The 23,004-nt window shown below is 48.0% G+C and carries 23 protein-coding genes; 22 read left to right on the forward strand and 1 reads right to left on the reverse strand.

From position 1 onward, the window contains the following. Positions 1 to 69 precede the first annotated feature (69 nt). The 15 genes from M1Q06_RS07195 (at position 70) to M1Q06_RS07265 (ending at position 15,560) form a co-directional block, all read left to right on the forward strand. Entirely contained in the window at positions 70 to 1,257 is a 1,188-nt protein-coding gene (locus tag M1Q06_RS07195) for a bifunctional folylpolyglutamate synthase/dihydrofolate synthase (RefSeq protein WP_434402489.1), read from the forward strand. 46 nt (positions 1,258 to 1,303) lie between these two features. Next, positions 1,304 to 3,007, forward strand: coding sequence for a sensor domain-containing diguanylate cyclase (locus M1Q06_RS07200; protein WP_434402491.1), 1,704 nt, complete (start codon positions 1,304 to 1,306; stop codon positions 3,005 to 3,007). Positions 3,008 to 3,229: 222 nt separating this feature from the next. Next, positions 3,230 to 3,724, forward strand: coding sequence for a type IV pilus modification PilV family protein (locus M1Q06_RS07205; RefSeq protein ID WP_434402493.1), 495 nt, complete (start codon positions 3,230 to 3,232; stop codon positions 3,722 to 3,724). Further along, a complete protein-coding gene (locus tag M1Q06_RS07210; protein ID WP_434402495.1) occupies positions 3,724 to 4,182 on the forward strand; it encodes a type II secretion system protein in 459 nt (152 codons plus the stop codon). The genes M1Q06_RS07205 and M1Q06_RS07210 overlap by 1 nt, the downstream gene beginning before the upstream one ends. Positions 4,183 to 4,193: 11 nt before the next feature. After that, positions 4,194 to 5,639, forward strand: a complete 1,446-nt coding sequence (locus M1Q06_RS07215) for a hypothetical protein (RefSeq protein WP_434402497.1) — start codon at positions 4,194 to 4,196, stop codon at positions 5,637 to 5,639. A gap of 33 nt (positions 5,640 to 5,672) precedes the next feature. After that, a complete protein-coding gene (locus M1Q06_RS07220) occupies positions 5,673 to 6,086 on the forward strand; it encodes a hypothetical protein (protein WP_434402499.1) in 414 nt (137 codons plus the stop codon). Position 6,087: 1 nt separating this feature from the next. Beyond that, complete coding sequence (locus M1Q06_RS07225) at positions 6,088 to 7,524, forward strand: VanW family protein (protein WP_434402501.1); 1,437 nt, start codon at positions 6,088 to 6,090, stop codon at positions 7,522 to 7,524. Positions 7,525 to 7,546: 22 nt separating this feature from the next. Beyond that, the gene (locus M1Q06_RS07230) at positions 7,547 to 9,205 is read left to right on the forward strand and encodes a GspE/PulE family protein (RefSeq protein WP_434402503.1); all 1,659 of its coding nucleotides are present in this window, start codon (positions 7,547 to 7,549) and stop codon (positions 9,203 to 9,205) included. Between the two features lies 1 nt (position 9,206). Next, positions 9,207 to 10,259, forward strand: coding sequence for a type IV pilus twitching motility protein PilT (locus M1Q06_RS07235; RefSeq protein ID WP_135449342.1), 1,053 nt, complete (start codon positions 9,207 to 9,209; stop codon positions 10,257 to 10,259). Then, a complete protein-coding gene (locus tag M1Q06_RS07240; protein ID WP_434402505.1) occupies positions 10,260 to 11,471 on the forward strand; it encodes a type II secretion system F family protein in 1,212 nt (403 codons plus the stop codon). A gap of 134 nt (positions 11,472 to 11,605) precedes the next feature. Next, a complete protein-coding gene (locus M1Q06_RS07245) occupies positions 11,606 to 12,067 on the forward strand; it encodes a prepilin-type N-terminal cleavage/methylation domain-containing protein (RefSeq protein ID WP_434402507.1) in 462 nt (153 codons plus the stop codon). Between the two features lie 42 nt (positions 12,068 to 12,109). Next, positions 12,110 to 13,045: a type IV pilus biogenesis protein PilM gene (gene pilM, locus M1Q06_RS07250; RefSeq protein ID WP_434402509.1), complete on the forward strand. Its 936-nt coding sequence runs from the start codon at positions 12,110 to 12,112 to the stop codon at positions 13,043 to 13,045. A gap of 2 nt (positions 13,046 to 13,047) precedes the next feature. Continuing rightward, positions 13,048 to 13,782 carry a PilN domain-containing protein gene (locus M1Q06_RS07255; protein WP_121300135.1) on the forward strand — a complete coding sequence of 245 codons (735 nt, stop codon included), beginning with the start codon at positions 13,048 to 13,050 and terminating at the stop codon, positions 13,780 to 13,782. Further along, positions 13,779 to 14,534 carry a pilus assembly protein PilO gene (locus M1Q06_RS07260; protein WP_434402511.1) on the forward strand — a complete coding sequence of 252 codons (756 nt, stop codon included), beginning with the start codon at positions 13,779 to 13,781 and terminating at the stop codon, positions 14,532 to 14,534. The genes M1Q06_RS07255 and M1Q06_RS07260 overlap by 4 nt, the downstream gene beginning before the upstream one ends. Before the next feature lie 270 nt (positions 14,535 to 14,804). Next, complete coding sequence (locus tag M1Q06_RS07265) at positions 14,805 to 15,560, forward strand: prepilin peptidase (protein WP_434402513.1); 756 nt, start codon at positions 14,805 to 14,807, stop codon at positions 15,558 to 15,560. 158 nt (positions 15,561 to 15,718) lie between these two features. Here the strand turns inward: M1Q06_RS07265 and M1Q06_RS07270 are convergent, their stop codons facing one another. Next, positions 15,719 to 17,245, reverse strand: coding sequence for an AbgT family transporter (locus tag M1Q06_RS07270; RefSeq protein WP_101805388.1), 1,527 nt, complete (start codon positions 17,243 to 17,245; stop codon positions 15,719 to 15,721). Positions 17,246 to 17,621: 376 nt separating this feature from the next. On the opposite strand from M1Q06_RS07270, the gene M1Q06_RS07275 reads away from it, so the two are divergent. The 7 genes from M1Q06_RS07275 (at position 17,622) to minD (ending at position 22,993) form a co-directional block, all read left to right on the forward strand. Beyond that, a complete protein-coding gene (locus M1Q06_RS07275; RefSeq protein ID WP_434402516.1) occupies positions 17,622 to 18,233 on the forward strand; it encodes a Maf family protein in 612 nt (203 codons plus the stop codon). Further along, on the forward strand, positions 18,223 to 18,915 hold the full coding sequence (gene radC, locus M1Q06_RS07280) for a RadC family protein (protein WP_121300125.1): 693 nt from the start codon (positions 18,223 to 18,225) through the stop codon (positions 18,913 to 18,915). Before M1Q06_RS07275 ends, radC begins: the two co-directional genes overlap by 11 nt. 94 nt (positions 18,916 to 19,009) lie before the next feature. After that, the gene (locus M1Q06_RS07285; protein WP_434402518.1) at positions 19,010 to 20,038 is read left to right on the forward strand and encodes a rod shape-determining protein; all 1,029 of its coding nucleotides are present in this window, start codon (positions 19,010 to 19,012) and stop codon (positions 20,036 to 20,038) included. Positions 20,039 to 20,084: 46 nt separating this feature from the next. Next, entirely contained in the window at positions 20,085 to 20,972 is an 888-nt protein-coding gene (mreC, locus tag M1Q06_RS07290) for a rod shape-determining protein MreC (protein WP_121300123.1), read from the forward strand. Next, the gene (gene mreD / locus M1Q06_RS07295) at positions 20,969 to 21,499 is read left to right on the forward strand and encodes a rod shape-determining protein MreD (protein WP_434402520.1); all 531 of its coding nucleotides are present in this window, start codon (positions 20,969 to 20,971) and stop codon (positions 21,497 to 21,499) included. The genes mreC and mreD overlap by 4 nt, the downstream gene beginning before the upstream one ends. Then, entirely contained in the window at positions 21,499 to 22,188 is a 690-nt protein-coding gene (gene minC / locus M1Q06_RS07300; RefSeq protein WP_058380997.1) for a septum site-determining protein MinC, read from the forward strand. The genes mreD and minC overlap by 1 nt, the downstream gene beginning before the upstream one ends. Before the next feature lies 1 nt (position 22,189). Further along, complete coding sequence (gene minD, locus M1Q06_RS07305; RefSeq protein ID WP_058380996.1) at positions 22,190 to 22,993, forward strand: septum site-determining protein MinD; 804 nt, start codon at positions 22,190 to 22,192, stop codon at positions 22,991 to 22,993. Positions 22,994 to 23,004: the final 11 nt, after the last annotated feature.

Raw genomic sequence — 23,004 nt, forward strand, 5'->3', positions numbered from 1 at the left:
ATTCCACCTTCATGATATACTCATACGTAAAAAGTGTATCACGTTTACTAATGGAAAGAGGTTTTTAAAATGATTACAGGACTCGATCCTTATAAGGAAAAATGGGGCATCCGGTCGGACGCATCGATCAAGCCTGGCCTAGAAACGATGGAAGCAGCGCTTTTCGAATTGGGCAACCCGCATAAAGGACTGCCGTTTATCCATATTGCCGGCACGAATGGCAAAGGTTCCACTGCCGCTTTCGTCTCGTCCATCCTTATGGCACACGGAAAACGTGTCGGTAATTTCTTCTCGCCAGCGATTGAGGATGTCCATGACCAAATCCAACTCGACCGCATGCCAATCGGAACGGCGGAATTCGATAAAGCGATGGAAAGGCTTTCGAAAGTGGAAACGGCGCTTACGGATTTTGAATTGCTGACGGTTTGTGCCTTGCTCATTTTCGAGGAGGCAGCACCGGATTATATTATCATCGAAGCGGGAATGGGGGGCAGGTTCGATAGCACCAATGTTATCGATCCACTTGTGTCCATCATTACAAGCATTTCCAAGGAACACACTATGTTTCTTGGAGACAGCATCGAAGAAATCGCCTGGCATAAAGCGGGGATCATCAAGGATGAAAAGCCTGTTGTCATCGGGCCATTACCGGAAGAAGCCCGCAAAGTAATTGAGGGAATAGCGCAAGAACACCATGCGCCCATCATAACAGTGCAAGAATACGACGGCCCCCTGAAGCTGAAAGGCCAGCATCAGCGAATCAATGCTTCTTTGGCATGGACAGCTGCACAACAAGTGCTGGGGCAATTGTTCGATGCAGAAAAAACAGCCGCAGGACTTGCACAAGCCACAATCGCGTTCCGTTTTGAGGAAATTTTTCAGCATGTCATCTTTGACGGGGCGCACAATGAAGCGAGCATCAAAGCCTTAGTGGAAACGATACAGGAAAATTATCCAGATAAAAAAATTCATATTGTTATGGGCTTGATTCAAGGGAAGGACTATTTATCCATTTTAAGGCTGTTGGAAAAAATAAGCAGTCACTTTACTTTTATTGATTTCTCTGATGAGCGCGCCATGCCAGCCCATATTTTATTTTCAGAAAATATAAGTAAAATAAAGACAATTCAAAATGATTATGATATATTACCTGTACAGAATGATTCAGAAGTGACAATAGTCACGGGTTCTCTTTACCTATTGAGTCTGCTAAAACAACGAAATTATCAGATGTTCCGGCATTATAATAGCCCGTGATCAGCAAGACAGGGACAATACGAGAACATAGCAAGGGAGACGAGCGATGGACCCATTATCAAAAAGAAGGAACATCCTTTGGGCGGCATGGCTGTTTATTGTTCCGCCAGGACTATTTCTTATTTATCAATACTACCCACCACCTTCCCTGGAATTGGCCGATGTTTTAGCATATTTGGCCTTTTTCGTGCTGGCTTGCTTGTTCCCGATGAACATCAGCGGCGTGCCAACTTACCTTGTCCAATGGCTGACAGTGGCCGTCTTTTTGAAATACGGATTGTTTGTCGAAGTTATCCTGTCTCAATTAACGATGATCATCGTCATTTTAAGGTTGCGGACTTCTGAAAGCCTGTCGGTGCGCATCCCGTTCAATTCGATGATGTTCTTCGCGATTTCAGCGATTGCCGGCTTGACGTTCCTCTTTGCGGGAGGGGAGATCGCTTCTTTGAATCTGGTGGATGTCATTGTGTTTGGCTTGTTGTTCCAGACCGTCTCTTTTATTGCCAATCAATTCATTCTCTATGGCTATGCGCGGATTCTTCGCGAACATAAAGACTTTTTCTCACTTGATACGATCTGGGATTTTGCCATCACTTTCTTGGTGTTTCCATTCTCGATCGCGCTGTACATGTCAGAAGCCTATTTTGGATTGACAGCCTTATTGTTGCTCGGCATCCCTTTTTTTACGATGACTGCCATTATCCATATGTACACCAATTCCGAAAAAGTGAACAACGACTTGAAAAAAGCGGGTGTGATTGGACACCAATTGGCTGCCCGTTTGTCGTCAGATGAAGTATTTGACCAATTTGTCATTCAAGTTGCCAAACTTTTCAAAGTGGATTTTGCTTATGTCATTGATTTCCGCGACGGGCAATTGCTGATGTTAAGGAAATTCGAGGAAAATCAATTCCAGCCGCTCGACACACAACCGATCAATTACGACCAAGGAATCGGAGGCAAGGCAATTATTGAAAACGATTCGTATATGTTTAGCAGTAAATCCCAATGGAAAAGCATACCGACGGAATACATCCATCCCGATTCGGAGAGCCTCATGGCGATGCCCATTTCGCGAAACAATAAAATCGAAGGCGTTTTGGTTCTCGCCGCCCGCAGAAAACATGCTTTCCACAACCACCAACTTCAAATTCTGGACATCCTTAGCACTTATTTTGCCGTATCCTTGGAAAAAGCAGTGCTCGTCCAAAAAGCGATCGCCAAGAGCGAACGCTGCGGACTAACCAAACTATACAATTACCGCTATCTTGATGAAGCAATCGGCAAATGCATGGATCAAGTGAATAACGGCGAACTCGATAATTTGTCCGTCATCATGATGGACATCGATTACTTTAAAGCCATCAATGATAAATACGGCCACCAAAGCGGCAATGAAATTTTAGTTGAGCTCGCCAATTTATTGACGGATATGGTCGGCAGCGAAGGGACGGTAGCCCGTTACGGCGGCGAAGAGTTTGTCATTTTGCTTCCCGGCTATAGCAAGGAAGTTTCGATGCTGTTCGCGGAGAACATCCGCAAAGAAATTGAGAAGCACCAATTCACCATCCACAGCGATTTGGATGACAACAGGGGCACTGTCGGCATCCAAATCACAATGAGCATTGGCGTTTCCTCGGCACCGGACGACAGTGACGACGCCATGGCGATGATCCGCAATGCCGACCGGGCATTATATATCGGAGCGAAGCAAGCAGGGCGTAATAAGGTTGCTGCTTATACAAAATAAGGCTACAGAACGGCTTTTGCCGATTCTGTAGTCTTTTTCTCTCAGGAAAGATGGGAATAAAAGCTAAAGTTTTATTAAAAAGTATAGATTATCCTGTAAAAATACCGTGTCAAAACCAAGTAAACATGCAATAATATAGGCGTAGCAGGATTTAGATAGAAAGACTTCACAATAAGGCAATTAATTACAATAAACAATGCAATTTTAGGGGGGATGCAGGAAATGAACAAGCTGAAATCGCAACAAGGCTTAACGCTCGTCGAAGTGCTGGCGGCGCTCGTCATCCTCGGCATCGTCTTCGTCGGCATCATGACCGTATTTCCCCAAATGACCTTGTTCAACAACAAGACCGAAGCGAAGCTCGACACGATGAACTTGGCCAGGCAGGAGATGGCGAATATCACCAATGCTGACTGGTTTGGAAATATAGAGGGAACAAGTTTTGAAAATCAAATGACGACTCTTGGTTATGCGAAGGAGTTAGAAACACTAGAATATGTACGATTCAAAAAACAAGATGAATATATTTATGAAATTGATTTGTGGAAGTCATGCACTGAATTCGTAGACGAAGATGGCGAGGGAAATGAATGCAAGTTTGATACGAATACACAAGTTCGACTACATCAAACGCACTTAAAGTTATATAAACAAGAGCTATTAAGTAGTGAGACTTTCAGTTACATAAGATTTCGGAGTAATGAGGTAGCAAACTAATGCGCAAACTCGATAATAAAGGAATTACATTAATTGAAGTTTTGGCTGTATTAATCTTAATATCAATTATTGCAGTAGCAGCATGGACAGCGCTCTCTATCGGTATGAAATATACTACGGTAGAGACAAGCAAGACGGAAATTCAACAAGATGCCAATATTATTATCTCGAAACTTTCTTCTGCACATCGCCAAAGTGATAAATATGCAATCAAAATTGAATCAGAACAATTAATGATCAGTACTCTGAATGGAACAGAATGGAAGGATTTCGAAAAAGTACTTGATAAGCCGTATAGTTTTGTAGGAACTACTATTGGTGGGAATAATTTATCAGCAACGGCTATTGAGATAGAACCCAAAAAAGAACATGCTAATCTTGATTTGAAACTAAATAAAAATGGCCAAAGCATAGATATTCAAACAACCTTGACCCGCATCCGCACAGACCGGCCTTAGGAGGCAATACTATGAATCGATTGAAAGATGAGCGGGGGTATGCTCTTATAATTGTTCTTTTAATGATAGTTTTATTTCTCAGTGCAGCAGTAACTTTTATGGCAGGATCATTAAACCATGCGAACCAAGAAGTGACTGTGGATACCGGGAATCAAGCTGTTGCTGCTGCTGAGATGGGGACAATCTACTATAGTGAAGATTTCGAAAGAGAATTGAGATTAGTTGAGCAGAACATAAAAGGAGAGGCAGAAAGGCTTATTGACTGCATAGGCACCTCAAAGGCGGGTTGCGAAAAGGTTGATAATGAGAAAAATAAAGAGAAGTTTATTAACGATCAACTGAGAGAAATGTATTTCGAATCATTAATTCAAAAAGTTAAGACTTACAAGTATAATTCGATTGATGAAAACTTGGTTAAATACACTGTTGATTTAGCTACTATTAAACAGTTTGAGGGTACAACTATCCTAGATAGTGCTGTATTGAATAATACACCACATCCTCAAATGCAAAGTAGTCTGGACAGTATCGATGTCGTTCTTAATATAAAAGGAAAAATAAAAGATGTTGAAAAACAACTGGAAGTTACATTCAATGTAGACATACCTAAGAGTTTCGTCAGCGCTTCCTCTAATTCAATGCCCGAAAATAACGATGATGAACTTAGTGCTATGTACAATCAAGTATTTGGTCTCCCACCTGATTTACCTACTTGTAAGAAGCTTATAGCCGGTTTGAAAAATGAAGCAAGTGAACGTTCTTATAAATGTATTGCCTCTAACGAAAGCGATATTGAAAACATTCTAGAAGAAATAAAAAACAATTCTTACAACCCAGAAAATTTTTATGTATATACAAATAATTATATTTGTTCAAAATGTAACAAAATAGACCATTACGGGATTAATTTAGTTTTATTGGATACCGATTTTGAAGTTTCTCAAAACTCTAATAATATAAAAAATGTAAATATGATAATTGATGGGAAATTCTCAACCAAAAATGCTAATAATTTTGGGAAAAAAGGAGATAAGCAACGAATTGTAATGAAAGAATTAAATATTAACCAAAATGCAAAAAACATGGAAGATACCACACTAGTTATTTTAGGATTCGAGGAAATCAAAGATAATCCTAAAACTGGAACAGCAGAGTTAATTTTTTCTAAACCTATAGATTTAGAAGATAATTCTACTATATGCCTCAATGTTGATCAGATAAGGAAAGGTGATCTAATTGACTTTGCCACAAAAGTTAGCATAAAAAATAATGGGAAACTAATTTACTATACTGCTTTCCCTAAGAAGTATGATGCTCCATTTGATGGAGTGAAAAATAATCAAATAATTCCGAAGTATGATTATAATGAGTTTCTTAACGATTGTGGCCTTTCGATTAACCCGTTTTTAAATGTTCAACCTATCAACTCAGATTACGAATTAGAAGTCGAATACTAATAAAGAATTGTGCAAGGTCTAGGGGGAGAAACAATGATTAAATTATTGATCTGGCTCATGATTACAGCTGTGGTTATGGCAGGAGTGGTCTTTTTCAAGAAAATAGAGAATAAGAAAAAGACCTATATTGTAGCAGTCGGAAGTCTTTTAGCTGCAGCTGTGGCGCTTTGGATGCAAGGAAGTTTCGCTTGGCATATGAGCCTGCTCGCAATTCTCGGGCTGTCACTTGTGACAGCGCTTCTCTTCATGAAAATGGAAGAACGCGAGCAGCAGGAAAAAGAGCGGTTGAAACTAGAGCGCAAAGGTCGGAAGAAGCAAGTTGCGGAATCGCCAAAGCCGGAAAGACAAGCTGAAAAGGCGACGAAACTAGAAGCAGAACCAGTTAAAGAGAAATCCGAGAAGGTATTTGGCATGGAGTCCATCGGCCCGGTCGGAAAGGGGAATTAAGATGGACAATAAGCAATTCGGAAAAGTGTTTGGCGGCGTATTCGGAGCCGCCCTTGTCGTATTTGGCACAGCCAATGCCGGGGCGTATGCGGTCGATGAATGGGTGTTCCCGTCGGCGGAATACGGGGATTATACGTATATCGGCACGACCGACGTATCGAATATGGCAGTCGCGGATGCCAAGACTTTGTTTTTGAGCCAGGCTTCCGCGGTCCGGGAATCCTCGGAATTGCATGTCACGTATTTGGACGCAACAGCAAAATACCCATTGAAAGACGTTGAAATTTCATTGGATGAAACTTTGGAAAGAGCACAGAGCGGTGCGCAAAATGATTTTGTATTCGATCTGTCGGAAACGACGACGCGTTCGTTCTTGAAAAAGCAGTTCACCGATGTGCCGTTTACAGAAGCGGATATCGCGAATATTCACCAGCAGCTTGAAACGGCGCTTGAAGGCGGACAGTCAGTGACGCGTGTCGACATCAACAGCGATTCTCTTGAGATGAGCCCGGAAGAAGTGGCTCAATCGAGTTTCTCCCATGATATAAATAGCCCTGGTGCAGAAGAATTGATCGAGGTTATCGACGGCACAGTCATCGCTCCAGATGAGCAATTCGACTTTCTGTCAAAACTTGAAGAACTGGCTTTGCTCGATGCGACCGATGCAGAACTGACAGAAATCGCTTCGGCAATTTACGGAGCAGTATTGCGGACGAATTTTCTCATTGAGCAGCGCAGCATCGGCGAACAAGTCCCGGAAAATGTGCCGGCCGGGGAAGAAGCAGCGATTAACCTGTCATTGGGTGTCGATTTCGCTTTCTCCAACCCGAATGCCAGTTCATTCACATTGAATGTCTATCTGCAAAATGGGGAACTGACGGCATCAATCCACGGACAGCCATTTGTCCACACCTATTACATCTCGAGCGCAGCCGATAAAGAAGTCGAACCGCGTCTCATCAAGCAATACAGCGCATTCGTCTCGAGCGGCAAAAAAGTGAAAGAACAAGGCCGTGACGGCAAGCGCATCGAAGTGGTGAGAAGTGTTTTGGAAGGCGATAAAGAAGTGCGCGTCGAACCGGTGTCGAGCGATTTTTATCCGCCGGTCCACCGCGTCGAAGTGTATCCGCTCAACGTACCTGAAGCACCAGCGACCGATGCCAACGGTGAACCGATTCCGCAGCCAGGAGATGAAGGCTTTATTGACATAAACAACAACGGCATCCATGACCCTGTAGAACAAAGTGCAGAAGACGGCACGGTTGTTGTTGGAAATGAAGAAGGCGCTAATGCTGGAGCGGGACAAGCGACTGACGGCTCCACTCAAGATGGCGGCACAAATACAGACGGTGAAAATGACGAGACAAATAGTGAAAACAATCCATCGCAAGACGATGAACCAGTTTACGATAAAGCGGGGATCCGAGTCGACAAATGACGTTAGAGCAAGGGGGATTTGAATGGTAATTAAACGGAGAAGGCTCGGTGATATCCTCGTCGAGCAAGGCTTATTGACACAGGAAGATTTGCAAGGGACGCTCGATTCGAAACAGAATGACCAGAAACTCGGCGATGCCTTATTGTCCCGTGGGCTCATCACTGAACAGCAATTGATCGAAACGCTTGAAGTGCAGCTCGGCATTCCGCATGTCTCGCTGTTCCGCTATCCATTCGACCCGATGCTGTTCAACGTCGTGCCGAAGGAATTCGCGAAGCGCAAATTGCTCGTGCCGCTCAAGACAGAAGGCGATCGCTTGTTTATCGCGATGACCGACCCGACCGATTTCATTACAATTGATGATTTGCGTTTAGCAACGGGCTTCCAGATCGAACCGACGATTGCGTCGAAAGAAGATATCATGAAAACGATCGCCAAATATTACGAAGAAGAATCCTACGATGAACTCTTAGAGGAAATGCCAGATGCGAAAGAAGACAAAGAGGATGCCTTGACCGACCTCGATGCGCCGATCGTGCGCCTTGTCAATCAGCTGCTGTCGAATGCGGTGGCGATGAAAGCGTCCGATGTTCACTTGGATCCGCATGAAGGCAAACTATTGGTGCGGTACCGCATTGACGGCACGCTTCGGACGGAGCGGATTTTGCCAAAATCGATGCAGCAGATGGTAACAGCGCGCATCAAAATTCTCGCCAACCTCGACATTACCGAAAACCGCATTCCGCAAGACGGGCGCATCAAGACGACCGTCGATTTCCGCGCGATCGACCTTCGCGTATCCTCGCTTCCGACGGTTTTCGGGGAAAAAATCGTCATGCGGATTTTGGATTTGAGCCAGAATTTGACCGATATTTCCAAGCTCGGCTTTAACGAAACGAATATGGCACGCTTCATGAAAGAAATCGATAAACCGAACGGCATCGTATTAATCTCCGGCCCGACCGGCTCCGGCAAATCATCTACATTATATGCGGCGCTCAATAAGCTGAATTCAGAAGAAGTGAACATCATCACCGTTGAAGACCCTGTCGAATATCAATTGGAAGGCATCAATCAAATCCAAGTGAACGCCAATGTAGGTTTGAGTTTTGCGGCAGGATTGCGCTCGATTCTGCGCCAAGATCCCGATATCGTCATGGTCGGGGAAATCCGCGACAAGGAAACAGCAGATATTTCCATCCGAGCCTCGCTCACGGGGCATTTGGTACTGAGCACGATCCATACGAATGACTCGATCGCATCGATTACGCGCCTACTCGATATGGGCATTGAACCGTTTCTCGTGACGGCTTCGCTCAATGCGGTCATCGCACAGCGGCTCATCCGCCGTGTGTGCCGAGATTGCAAGGAAATACAGCCGGCAAGCGTGCGCGAACAAGAGATTTTCGCGAGAAGGGGCTTGTCGATCGACACGATTTCACGGGGTGCCGGCTGTCCGCAATGCAATATGAGCGGCTATAAAGGACGCATGGCGATCCACGAAGTGCTAGTTGTCGACGATGCCATCAAAGACGTCATTAACCGCGGCGGCACAGCTGCCGAGATCCGCAAAATCGCCGTGGCCAATAAAACGATTTTCCTCATTGATGATGGCCTATTAAAAGTAAAGGAGGGTATGACGACGACGGAAGAAGTGCTCCGCGTTGCCATGAGTGACTAATATGACTGAAACCGCTATTGATTTTATCGATAAAGTTTTGACCGCAGCGCGTGAACTCGACGTATCCGATATCCATATGACCACCGGCATCCCGCCGGTTTTCCGCATGCACGGCTCGCTCAAGCGCTACGGGGAGGAGCGGCTGTTGCCCGAAGACACTGAAGCGATCGCGAAAGCGTTGATGCCCGAAAGTTTGTGGGACACTTTCCTGCAAAAAGGCGAGATGGATTATTCCTACTCGATCCCTGGCGTCGCGCGTTTCCGTGTCAACTCGTTCCACCAGCGCGGCTCCATTTCACACGCGTTCCGGACGATCCCGACGGTCATTCCGTCGATCGACGATTTGAAAATGCCGGATACGTTGAAGAAATTGTCCGATACGCATCAAGGCTTGATCCTCGTCACCGGCCCGACTGGTTCTGGGAAATCGACGACTTTAGCGGCGATGATCCGCCATATGAATGAAAACATGACCAAGCATATCATCACGCTTGAAGACCCGATCGAGTATATGCATAAGCACGGCTCATCGGTCATCGACCAGCGCGAAGTCGGCTTTGATACGAAATCATTCGCCAACGGACTTAGAGCCGCACTGCGTCAAGACCCGGATGTCATCCTGGTCGGTGAGATGCGCGACCTTGAGACGATCACGACCGCGATCACGGCCGCAGAAACCGGCCACTTGGTCATGGGCACGCTCCATACGTCAAGCGCCGCCTCGACCGTCGAACGGATTATCGATGTATTCCCGCCGGAGCAGCACGCACAAATCCGCACGCAGCTCGGGGGCATCTTGAAAGCGGTTATCTCGCAGCGCTTGCTTCCGACAGCGGACGGCAAAGGGCGCGTCGCCGCAACCGAGATCATGATCCACAACACGGCGATCGCCAACTTGATCCGTACTGAGAAAGTCCACCAGATCCCGAACGTCATCTTGACGAACCGGGCTGCAGGAATGCATCTCATGCAGACATCAGTCCAGGAGCTGCTTAATAAAGGACGCATCACGAAGCAGATCGCGGCGCCTTATTTGATCGGAGGCGAAGAATAAGTGGCGCGTTTTAAATACGAAGGGCGCGACCGGAAAAAGATTCGTGCCGGCTACGTGACGTCTGCGAACCGCAAGGAAGCGGTACAAAAATTGCGCGAAGAAGGGATACGTGTCATCGATATCCGCGAAGTGCCAGTCGGTGCTTTGCAGAAAGACATTTCGTTCGGCAGCCCAGTCAAACGCGACCAGTTCATCATGTTCTTGCGTCAGTTCTCGACTTTGATGCGTGCCGGCGTCACCATCGTCGATTCGGTGAAGATTTTGTCCCAGCAAGTCGAATCCAAGCAATTGCGCAAAACACTTGCCGAAATCGAAGAAGAATTGCGTAAAGGAAATTCCTTATCCGATTCGCTGTCGAAATACCCGAAGATCTTTGAACCATTGACGGTCAACTTAGTGCGCGCAGGGGAACTGTCCGGAAATATTGATGACTCGCTCGACCGTCTCGCGACGCATTATGATAAAGCGTATCAGACAAGGCAAAAAGTCATCTCGGCGATGAGCTATCCGGTTGTTGTCGGAATTCTCGCGATTGGCGTCGTCATCTTCCTGTTGTCGACGATCGTGCCGATGTTCGTCGATATGTTCCAAGGCTTTGGCGGGGAATTGCCACTGGTGACTCAACTCGTTATGGGGGCGAGTAGATTTACTGTGCAGTATTGGTATTTGCTAGTGTTGTTTGCGTTGATTTTTGCCGGCACGATTTGGCTCATGAAACGCAGCGAACAAGGGCGTATGGTGCTCGATACAGTCGTGCTGAAAATCCCGATTTTCGGCAAGCTCTTGCAAAAATCCGCACTTGCCCGGCTCACTAGGACGCTCAGTTCATTGTTCACCAGTTCGGTGCCGATCTTGCAGGCGATGACGATGACCGAAAAAGTCGTCGGCAATGCGGTGATGTCGAAAGTGCTGCTCGCGTCGCGCGATTCACTCGAGCGAGGTGGCTCATTAACGGCGCCGATGAAGCAGCATTGGGCTTTTCCGCCGCTCATCCCGCATATGATTTCAATCGGCGAACAAACCGGATCGCTCGATCATATGCTTGCCAAAGTAGCGGAATTTTACGAGAAAGAAGTGGAAGCGGAAACCGACCGCTTGAAAGCCTTAATTGAACCTTTGATGATTGTCGTGCTCGCAGCTCTTGTCGGGACTATCGTCTTGGCGATTATGATGCCAATGTTCGAGATGTTCAATAACGTGGATAATTTGTAGGTATTTTAGCAAAATTAACAAGAAAAAATTTCTAAAAAAATATTAAAAAGATATTGTTTAATCTGCGACCATTGATATAATTAAGCTGTACTGAAAGTGGTACTTACTTAACAAAATGATAGGGGGAAAAGAGAATGAAGAAATTTCTTCAGAAGAAATTGAAAGACCAAAAAGGGATGACGCTGATCGAGCTATTGGCAGTCATCGTTATCATCGCGATCATCGCGGCAATTGCGATTCCAGCGATTAGTAACTTGATTCAGAACTCACGTGAAGACGCGCTTGTAGCTGATGCCCAAAATGTATTGTCTGCTGCAAGTTTGTATTTTGCTGAAAATGAAGATAAGGATGAAGCAGTACTTAGAGAAGCTTCAGGAGTAGAGAGTGAGGAAGGTAGTGTAAGTGCTTCTGATGATCTAGCGGGATACTTAGAAAGCTATGGAAACATAACTTCATTCACTGTCACTAAAGATAATGGTGATGGAGTTGCGGAAATTGATTTCACTGGTACAGCTGGTAGCAAAGAATTTAAAGCTGAAAACAAAACTAAAGTTAATTTGGATACAGAAGAAAATCTTTTAGTTGAAGTAGATTAAAACTTAAATTATCTTAAGATAAAACAATCAGGAGCTGATCAAATGGCTTTACCGTTTTTCCAGAAAAAAGCGCGCGTAGCGACGATTACAATAGAAGAAGATGCAATCCGCTATGTTGAGCTGAAGTCTGCGGAACCGGTGTCGTTGATCCAGGCGGAAGAATTGTTTCTTCCGAAAGGGATCATGGACAGCGGCAAAATCGCAGACCCAGAAGCGCTCGCTGTGGAACTCGGTAAGGCGGTCGATCAGTGGGGTCTCTCCAAAAAGTCAGTCCGATTCCTCGCCCCTGACGAATTTGTTATCATCCGCAAAGTCCCTTACCCTGAAGACGTCGAAGCCGACGAATTAAAAGGGCATTTCTTTATCGAAATCGGATCCACTTTGTATTTGCCGTTCGAAGACCCGGTGTTCGATGTGGTCCCATACCATTTGGATTCCGATGAACCGGAAGCGATCATTATCGCTTCGAAAGAATCGGTCATCAAAGATTACGAAAATGTCTTCGACGGTGTGAAACTGAAACCGCTCGTTGCTGATATTACGCCGCTCGCGCTTTACCGCTTGGCGTATCTTGAACACGATTTCCCGGAAGACGAACACATCATGCTCATCGATATGCAAGGCAAGAAGATGACGGTGTCGATTTTCCATGAGCATTTCCCGATGTTCATGCGGCCAGTCGACCTCGATGTGCTCGTTGCAAATCCAGAAGATCCGGCGCAGCTACTTGCGGCCGTCGAAGAAGAAGCCGAAAAGCTCGGCAATTTCTATCGCTATAATATGAATGAAGGCGAACAAGGTATCACGAAAGTCATCTGCAACGGAGAGTTCGGCGATTGGCACGCATTTTGCGGGCGTTTGTCCGATCGGTTCCTGATAGACGTCGAGCCGCTCGTCAAAGACGGCATCGAAGCGGACGGCAAAATCGTGCCGCCGCGCTTTAACCGGGCGATCGGCCTGGCGTTGAAAGAGGTGTAGGCATGTTAGTCGATATTAATTTACTCCCACAAAAAGAACGCGACCGGCCAGCTGTTTTAATCGCGGCGGTCGCGATTTTATTATTGGCGATCATCATCTGGGCAGTCTTTGCCATGATGGCAAGAGCCGAAGCGAATGAACAACAGGCATTGCAAGTCCAGGCGCAAGGCGTCATGGCTGAACAGGCGCAAATCCGCAATGAACTCGAAGCCCGCCAAGGCATGAACGAAGAACAGCAATTGCAGGCGACTGTCGAATGGGCGGAAAGCTACCAATTCGATACGATTCCGCTATTAGAAGAACTCGTATCGCTGCTTCCGGCACGCGGCTTTTTCCAGACCTTCTCGTATACGGGGCTGGACCAGGCGCAGCTTGTCGTCCAGTTCGACTCTTCGCGCGAAGCGGCTTATTATTTGGCGCAGTTGAAATCATCTGAACTGCTCACTTCCGCCACACTCGATAACGTCGCAACCGAAATTTTTGACGAAGCAGAAGAAGAGGAAATCATTGTCGACCCGAGCAAGCCGCGCTATTTGGCGACTTACACGCTCTTGTTCCAGGACGAACGCATCCCGGTAGAAGGTGAAGAAGCAGAAGGTGAAGTGGTGGACGAGGCGGCACCGACTGACGAACCGGCCGAACAACCAGCGGATTCAACAGAGACGGAAGAAACCGATGTTGAAGTCGATGTGGATGTCGAGACAGACGATGCAGAATCGGGAGATGAAGCCGCATGAGCAGCATGACAAAAAACCAAAAAGAAAAAGCGCTCATCGCACTCGCCGTCTTGTTCCTGTTGGCCCTCGGATTTTATTCGTACTTCTTGCTATATGCGCCGGCGAAAGATGCGCGCGAACAAGCCCAGCAATCGCTGCGCTCGGAACGCGATGTATTGATGGCCTTGCAGACACAAGTGAAGGAATTGCCGGAAGGCGAAGTCGTCAGCACCCTTGAACTGCAGAAGAAAGTATCGATTGATCCGCTGTCCGAGTTGATGGTGCTGCAGATCGAAGAAGCTGAGCTCATCTCGGGAACACTCGTCGAAGCAATCCAGCTCGCAGAAGCGGATGTCGCACTTCCGGTTCCGGTTGAAGGATTGGAGAACTTGAAAGAAGTGGAAACCACTGTCGCGTTTACGGCAGAAAACTATAACGAAATTACGGACTTCATTTCTGAAATCGAGGAAATGGAACGCATACTCGTCATCGAGTCGATCAATTTCGGTGCCAATCCGGAAGTGCGGGAAGTCGTCGAAGAAACCGAACCGCTGCAAGTGACGCTGTCGTTTGCGGCGTATTATCGTCCAGACCTCATCGCATTGGAAGATACCGTCCCGAAAATCGATGCACCGGCGCCTGCGGATAAAAAAGACCCGCTGCCGGCGAACGATGGCACGGAATACGCTGATGACAATGAAGAAGAAACAGATTCCGACGTGGATGTCGATGTTGACGTCACGGTCGAAGAAAGTGCATCAGGGGAAGAGTGAAGGAAATCATTGCGATTTCCTTTTCTTCAATTCTGATCAAAAGCGCTTTTTGATTAAATACATAAAGAATTATCTAGATGAAAGAGTGGAAGGTGGCGACTCCGGCGGGAATAGCGTGGACTGAAGACCCTGGACCGAGCAAAGCGAGGGAAGCGGCTGAAGCCATGCCCGCGGAAAGCGTCCGCCTGGAGCGAATTCACAATGCTGCTTCGCCGTTTATAAATTCTTACTTACACAACAAATAAATTCTACTAGTAAAAGAGGGACATTATGATTGCTGTATATTCCGTTTTTGCTTCTGTCTTCGGTTTGGTGTTCGGCTCGTTCTATAATGTCGTGGGCTTGCGCGTGCCGAAAAACGAATCGATCGCTTATCCGCCGTCTCATTGCACGACCTGCGACCGCCGGTTGACGGCACTCGACCTGGTGCCGGTGTTTTCCTACTTATTCCTGCGCGGCAAATGCCGGAAATGCGGTTCAAGCATCCACTGGGTGTATCCATTAATGGAAGCGATCACTGCCGTATTGTTCACCGCCGTCTTCTTGAAATTCGGCTTTACGCCCGAACTCATCGTCGGCTTATTGTTCGTGTCGATGCTCGTCATCATCACCGTGTCCGACATCGCCTATATGCTCATACCTGATAAAGTGCTATTGCCATTTGCGGCGGTGCTGTTGGTGTTGCGTTTTGTGATACCGCTCGATCTATGGTGGGATTCATTGCTCGGTGCCGCTGTCGGATTTTCAGTGTTGTTGCTGATTGCGACATTGTCAAAAGGAGGCATGGGCGGAGGCGACATAAAACTGTTCTTCGTCATCGGCCTCGTGCTCGGAACCGCTGGGACTTTGCTGACTTTATTCTTCGCATCGTTTGTCGGCGCCGTTGCCGGCATCATTTTGCTTAGGGTAAGAAAACAAGGCCGTAAAACACCGATTCCGTTCGGCCCATCGATTGCTTTATCCGCCGTGCTCGTTTATTTATGGGGTGAGCAATTCATCGGTTGGTATGTAAATTTATTTATGTAGATTATAAATTTATTATGTAAACTAAAATTACCAACAGTTCTTGAAAGCCGTAAGAGGAAGGCGAAGCTATTTCTAGAGGTGTTTTGCTTACTATCGTTCTAAACTTATAAAATACAAAAAAAGCGACAGAACCGATTTGGTTCTGTCGCTTTTTACTATTATCCGTTATAGCGGATTGGTGAAGCCGGCCCAAGATCAAGACCGAACAACATCCAAACGATTAACATCAATGTCCAGAAAATCATGAAGAAAATCGAGTACGGGAACATGACCGAGATCAATGTACCGATGCCCATTTTCTTGTCGTATTTCTGTGCGAATGCGATAACGATCGCGAAATACGTCATAAGCGGCGTGATGATGTTCGTCGATGAATCGGCGATACGGTAAGCCATTTGCGTCAATTCCGGCGAATAGCCGAGCTGCATCATGATCGGTACGAAGACCGGTGCAAGCATCGCCCATTTCGCGGAAGCGGAGCCGATGAACAGATTGATGATCCCGACGACGATGACGAAGCCGATGATCAACGGGATGCCCGTCAAGCTCATGGATTCCAGTGCTTGTGCACCGTAGACACCGAGCACCATGCCCATATTCGATTCAGCGAAGTAAGCGACGAATTGTCCGGCAGTGAACGCCAGGACGATGAAGACGCCCATCGATGCCATCGTGTCAGACATTTGCGCAGCGACGTCTTTGTCGCTCTTGATGTTCTTCGTTGCGATGCCGTAAGCAAGGCCTGGCAAGAAGAATAGGATGGTGATGATCGGAACGAGTGAGCTCATGAACGGAGATTGGACGATTCCGCCATCTTCTCCGCGCAATACGCCGTTTTCCGGAACGATGAGAAGAGCCGTCAAGATGACGCCGACTAGCGTCGTGATTCCAGCCCATAGCAAGCCTTTTTTCTCAAGCGTTGTCAGGCCGGTCATTTCTTCGCGGAACTCGCCTTTGTATTCCCCAAGACGTGGTTCGACGACTTTTTCCGTAACGACAGCACCGACAATGGTGAGCAAGAATACAGAAACGATGATGAAGTAATAGTTCATCGCGATGTTCATGCCTTCAGCATAGCCCGGATCGATAATCGAAGCGGCTGCGATGGTCAATTCCCCAAGCATCGCATCCGTTGCCGACAAGAGCAAGTTGGCGGAGAATCCGGCAGAGACACCGGCAAACGCTGCGGCAAGACCAGCAAGCGGATGGCGCCCGAGTGCGATAAAGATCACCGCGCCCAGTGGAGGCAAGACGACATATCCAGCATCTGATGCGACACTCGACATGATACCAGCAAAGACAAGTCCGCCAGTGATGAGGAATTTCGGAATCGACAGGACGAATCCGCGCAAGACAGCGGAGATGAGGCCTGTGCGTTCCGCGACTCCGATCCCGAGCATTGTGACGAGCACGACGCCGAGCGGTGCGAAGCCGATGAAGTTATCGACCATGCTCGCGAAGATGTATTGAATGCCTTCTGCGTTCAATAAGTTCTTCACTTCCACGATTTCGCCTTCTTGCCCTGGGTGTTCGACTGAGATGCCGAGATTCGCCAGCAAAGCGGAAACCGCGAGGACGATGATTGCGAGAACCGCAAACAAGGTCACCGGATGCGGCAGTTTATTACCGATCGTTTCGATACGGTCGAGGGATTTTTGGAACAATCCTCGTTTTTGTTTTTTCAAAATAGACAAACTCCCTTCCAACATAAATATGAAAACAACTATCAAATTATTGTGTAATAGTAATTTTCAAAAAATTAAAGACTCTACCCATTATAAAACCTTAAGAAACATAAGAAAAGCAATTTAAGGAAGTGCCAATTGCGCTAATTTTGGATAATGTTTGACAAGTCTTGAGAATGCACTTAGGACGGGGCTAGAGAAGTGTGCAATAACATTAATAAAACAATAAAAAAATTGAAATACCCCAAGTTCACATGAAAGCGCTATCTTAAAAAACGATATTTATCAGCTGTTTTCGGATGAAATTCAGTATTTCACCATTTTGCCCCGGCTTTTTGATAATGGTATGATGGCTTGAAAAAAGGAGGTATTTTTTATGAAGTTCACAGCTAAACATCCACTCATCCTGGCCTCGCAATCGCCGCGCCGCCAAGAATTGCTCGGCCTGCTCGGAATTCCGTTCGATATCGTGCCGAGCGATATCCCGGAACCCGACCCACAAGGTTTCAAGTCACCAGTCGATTATGTCAACGCATGCGCTGTCCAAAAAGCGGAAGATATTGCAGGGAGCCACCCCGAAGCGATCGTCATCGGCTCGGATACAGTCGTCGTATTGGATGGGGAGATTTTATTGAAGCCGAAAGACAAACAGCAAGCGTCTGCGTATTTACGCAAGCTGTCTGGGGAGACCCATGAAGTCATCACTGCCGTCTGCGTGCGCTGTGGCGATGAGGAAGTATCGTTTCATGAACGCGTACAAGTACGTTTCTACGAATTGCCAGAGTCTTGGATCGACGCCTATACGGATACAGAAGACCCTTACGACAAAGCAGGGGCATACGGCATCCAAACGGTGTCGGGCTTGTTTGTGGAAAAAATCGAAGGCGATTACAACGCAGTCGTCGGCTTGCCTATTGCGAAGCTGCTGCAGCACTTGACGCACGCGGGCTACGTAAAAGTCGAAGGAGCGCATGACTATGCCAAATGACCAAGCGATGATGATCCGCGATGTTCATATTGCCGACCGGCCGCGCGAACGGCTCATGAAACAAGGAGCGGTGAGCTTATCCAATCAAGAGCTCATCGCGATCCTGTTGCGGACCGGCACACGCGAGGAATCGGTTTTGCATCTCGCGAACCGTGTGCTCAAGCAATTCGAACATCTCCACGAACTGAAACATGCCGCCATTGAAGAAATGACGGCAATCAACGGCATCGGCGAAGCGAAAGCCGTCCAGCTGCTCGCTGCCATTGAACTGGGACGCAGGCTCGCTTCCAAACAGACCGATGAACGCTTTACGATTCGTTCCCCGAAAGATGCCGCTACTTATTTGATGGATGACATGACCTCGCTCAAGCAAGAGCATTTTGTCTGTCTATTCCTCAACATCAAAAACCAAGTGATGCACCGCCAAACCATTTTTGTCGGCAGCCTCAATGCCTCCATCGTCCATCCCCGCGAAATTTTCCGCGAAGCCGTCAGACGCTCGACCGCATCCATCGTCTGTGCGCACAACCATCCTTCTGGCAACCCCGCACCGTCTCCTGAAGACATCGATGTCACCAAGCGGCTCATGGAAGCCGGCTCGATCATCGGCATCGAACTGCTCGACCACATCATCATCGGCGATCATCAATTCACTTCATTAAAAGAAAAGGGGTTCATGTAGCACTGTATATTTTTTTCCGGATGTTCTATAATGGGTGGTATTGCGCAAAGCTGTTGCCGGTACCCCCGGTTTACATAAGAAAGGACCGATTCATGTGTTTGGATTTGCTTCAAAGGATATCGGCATCGACCTCGGAACGGCGAACACGCTCGTCTATTTAAAAGGGCGCGGCATCGTGCTCCGGGAACCATCGATTGTCATCAAGAACAACCGCACGAATGAAATCGTCGCTGTCGGCAAACGCGCGCGCGATATGATGGGCAGAACGCCTGCCAATATCGTCGCATTGCGGCCGATGCGCGATGGCGTCATCTCCGACTACGACACGACGCTCGCGATGATCAAGCATTGCATCAGCGAGGCGACCGGCAAAGCGCCTGGCAAATGGCGCGGCGGCAAAGTGATGATTTGCGTGCCATACGGCGTCACTTCAATTGAACAGCGCGCCGTTATGGATGCTGCGCGTGCAGTCGGGGCAGCGGAAGCTTATACGATCGAAGAGCCCTTCGCTGCAGCAATTGGCGCAGGGCTTCCGGTATGGGAACCTGTCGGCAGCATGGTCGTCGATATAGGAGGCGGAACGGCGGAAGTCGCCATCATCTCGCTCGGCGGCATCGTATCGAGTGAATCGATCCGCGTCGGCGGGGACGAGATGGACGAGGCGATCAAGCAATACGTCCGCAAGCGCTATAATGTCGTCATTGGCGAACGCACGGCCGAAAACCTGAAAATGGGCATCGGCACCGCCGCTGTGTTAAGCGAAGAAGAAGCCGAATTGGACATGGAAATCCGCGGCCGCGACCTCGTGACCGGCTTCCCGAAAACCTTGACGATTACCGCAAAAGAAATGGAACACGCGTTGAAAGAACCCGTGACGCGCATCGTCGAAGGCCTAGGCACCACGCTTGAGAAGACGCCGCCTGAACTGGCGTCCGATATCATGGACCGCGGCATCGTTCTTACGGGCGGCGGGGCGTTGTTGAAGAACCTCGACAAAGTGATTGCGGATGCGGTCGGCATGCCGGTGTTCACGGCGGATCATCCGCTCGATTGTGTCGCGCTCGGAACCGGGCGCGCACTTGAAGACTTCGACCGTTACCGCACGGCGATCGAAAGACGCTAAGTTTTACTGCTCTACACGAGCCAATCAATAAGGAGGATGGCCTCATATGCCACAATTTTTATCGAATAAGCGGCTTATCCTGCTGTTGATCGGCGTCATCCTGCTCGTCGCCTTGATTTCATTGACGCTTCGGGACCGCGGCCAAGTGTCGCTGCCCGAGCAAATCGTCAAAGAAGCAGTAGGCGCCGGGCAATCGGTATTTTCACGGCCCGCACATTTTGTGACCGGTGTTTTTGACAATATCGACTCGCTGATCAACACATTTGAAGAAAACCGCCTGCTAAAAGCACGCCTCGAGGAATTTGCGGGCGTGCAGGCAGAAGTGACCGATCTTCGTTCCGAAAACGAGGAACTGAAAGAACTCGTCGGAAAAGAAGAAGATTTACGTGAATACAACCCGATCCAGGCAGTCGTCATCGCACGCAACCCGGATCAATGGGAAGAGAAAATTATCTTAAACCGCGGCACCAACCATGGCGTCAAGGAAAATATGGCCGTCATGACCGCCGGGGGCTTGATCGGCAAGGTGACGATCGTCACGCCGACCACGTCGACGGTGGAACTAGTGACGACACAAAACCCGAACTACCGCGTATCGGCGATGGTGCTCGGCGAGGATGATGTATTCGGCTTGATCGAAGGCTACGATGCTGAGCGCCGTGAGCTGCTGCTCAAGCGCATCGATTTCTCGGTCGACTTGAAAGAAGGCGACCAAGTCGTCTCGAGCGGGCTCGGTGGCATTTTCCCGAAAGGCATCGTCATTGGGGAAATCACGGAAGTGACGATCGATGAATTCGGCTTGACGAAATTGGCGTATGTCAAACCGGCTGCTGACTTCTCGATGCTCAATCACGTCGTCATCGCAGACCGCCTCGCTCCAGAAGTCGACGGCGAAGACAACGGAATGACAGAAGAAGAGGAAGAGGAATCATGATCCGCTTCCTCGTGCCTATCGTCTGCCTTGTGTTGTTTTTCGTCGAACCGATCTTCGGGCTGTTTTCGCCCTTGTCGATCGGCGGATCGCTGTATTACGTCGTCCCGCGTTTCCTCATTTTATTCCTGATCTTTTTGACCGTTTTCTATGAACTGCGCCATGCGTTGTTTTACGGTTTGTTCTTCGGCCTCTTGTATGATGTCTTTTACATTGATATTATTGGATTATATTCTTTTCTGTATCCGGCCGTCTGCCTGATCGCCGCGTACTTTTTCAAAAAGATTCCACAAAATCTGCTGTCGGCGACGCTGCTGGCACTTGGTCTTTTGCTCGCGATGGAAGTGGCACTTTACCTGTTCTTCCAATTGATCGGCTTGACCGACGCGCCAGCCGGGACGTTCCTGACATCCAGATTGTGGCCGACCTTAATCGCCAACGCCCTGTACTTAGGATTGCTTGGCTGGGTGTTCAGGTCGATGATGGTCACGCAAGATGCACAGCGTGGCACTAAGTTCGGGTTATATTAATGAAAGCGCAGGTGACAGGTTTTTTGAAAAATATCGTGAATATTAAAGGAACGAACAAAGGGCTTCTCATCCAGCTCAATGATATGGCCTCCTATACGGAAATCCTTGATGAGCTGAAGAAGAAAGTATCCGACCCTGCGCTCGAAGGGGACGCGGAAGTACAGGTCCAATTGGCGAATCGCCATTACAGCAAAGCCCAATTAGAAGAAATCAAGAAAGTCATCCATGACAATTCGAAGATGAAAGTGATCGGCACGAAATGCGATGTCGTCACCGTCGAAGAATGCAACCGGATGATCGCTGAGCGCCAGTCGGAAACTTACGTCGGCATCGTCCGTTCAGGGCAAGTCATCAAAGCAAAAGGCGACCTCGTCGTCATCGGCGACGTCAACCAGAACGGCCGCATCGAAGCGGGCGGCAACGTCTATGTGCTCGGGCGTCTCAAAGGCTTTGCCCACGCAGGCGCGAGCGGCAATAAGGAAGCAGTCATTGCCGCATCGTGGCTTGAAGCAACGCACCTGAAAATTGCCGATGAACTCGAGACGATGACCGATGAACTCGACAGCTTGTCGGAGCAGCCTGAAATGGAATGCGCCTATTTACATACCAGCGGCAAAATCATCATTGATCGTTTGCAGGAACTGAGATTCCTGCGGCCGCAAATTTCTACGTTTAAAGGAGGAAGCTAGTGTGGGAGAAGCTATCGTAATTACATCAGGCAAAGGAGGCGTCGGCAAAACGACGTCTACTGCGAACCTCGGCACTGCATTGGCTCTTCAAGGCAAAAAAGTGTGCTTGATCGATACCGATATCGGGCTTCGCAACCTCGATGTTATTTTAGGCCTCGAGAACCGCATCATCTACGATTTGATCGATGTGCTCGAAGGCCGTTGCAAAATCCATCAGGCGCTTGTGAAAGACAAGCGTTTTGAAGACAAATTATTCCTGCTTCCGGCAGCACAGACGGCCGATAAAAACGACGTCAACCCGGAACAGATGAAAGAATTGATCGAAGGGATGAAAGCGGACTACGACTTCATCATCATCGATTGCCCGGCCGGTATCGAACAAGGATATAAAAATGCCGTTGCCGGCGCTGACCGCGCGATTGTCATCACGACTCCGGAAATCTCCGCAGTGCGCGATGCTGACCGCATCATCGGTTTGCTGGAATTGGAAGAAAACCTGGAAGCGCCGAAACTCATCATCAACCGCATTCGCCCGCATTTGATGGAAGCGGGAGATGCACTCGATGTCAATGAGATCACGACGCATTTGTCGATCGACCTGCTCGGTATCGTGCCGGATGACGAACGCGTCATTTCGAGCTCGAACAAAGGTGAACCAGTCGTCATGGACCCATCGAACCCTGCAGCACTCGGCTACCGCAACATCGCGCGCCGCCTGCTAGGTGAATCGGTTCCGCTCATGACCATGGACAAGCCAAAGCCAGGCATGTTCGGCAAACTGAAATCCATTTTCTCAAGCAAATAATATTCAATAGT

Origin of the sequence: Planococcus sp. 11815 (genome assembly GCF_051096385.1) — a bacterium.
GTDB lineage: Bacteria > Bacillota > Bacilli > Bacillales_A > Planococcaceae > Planococcus > Planococcus citreus.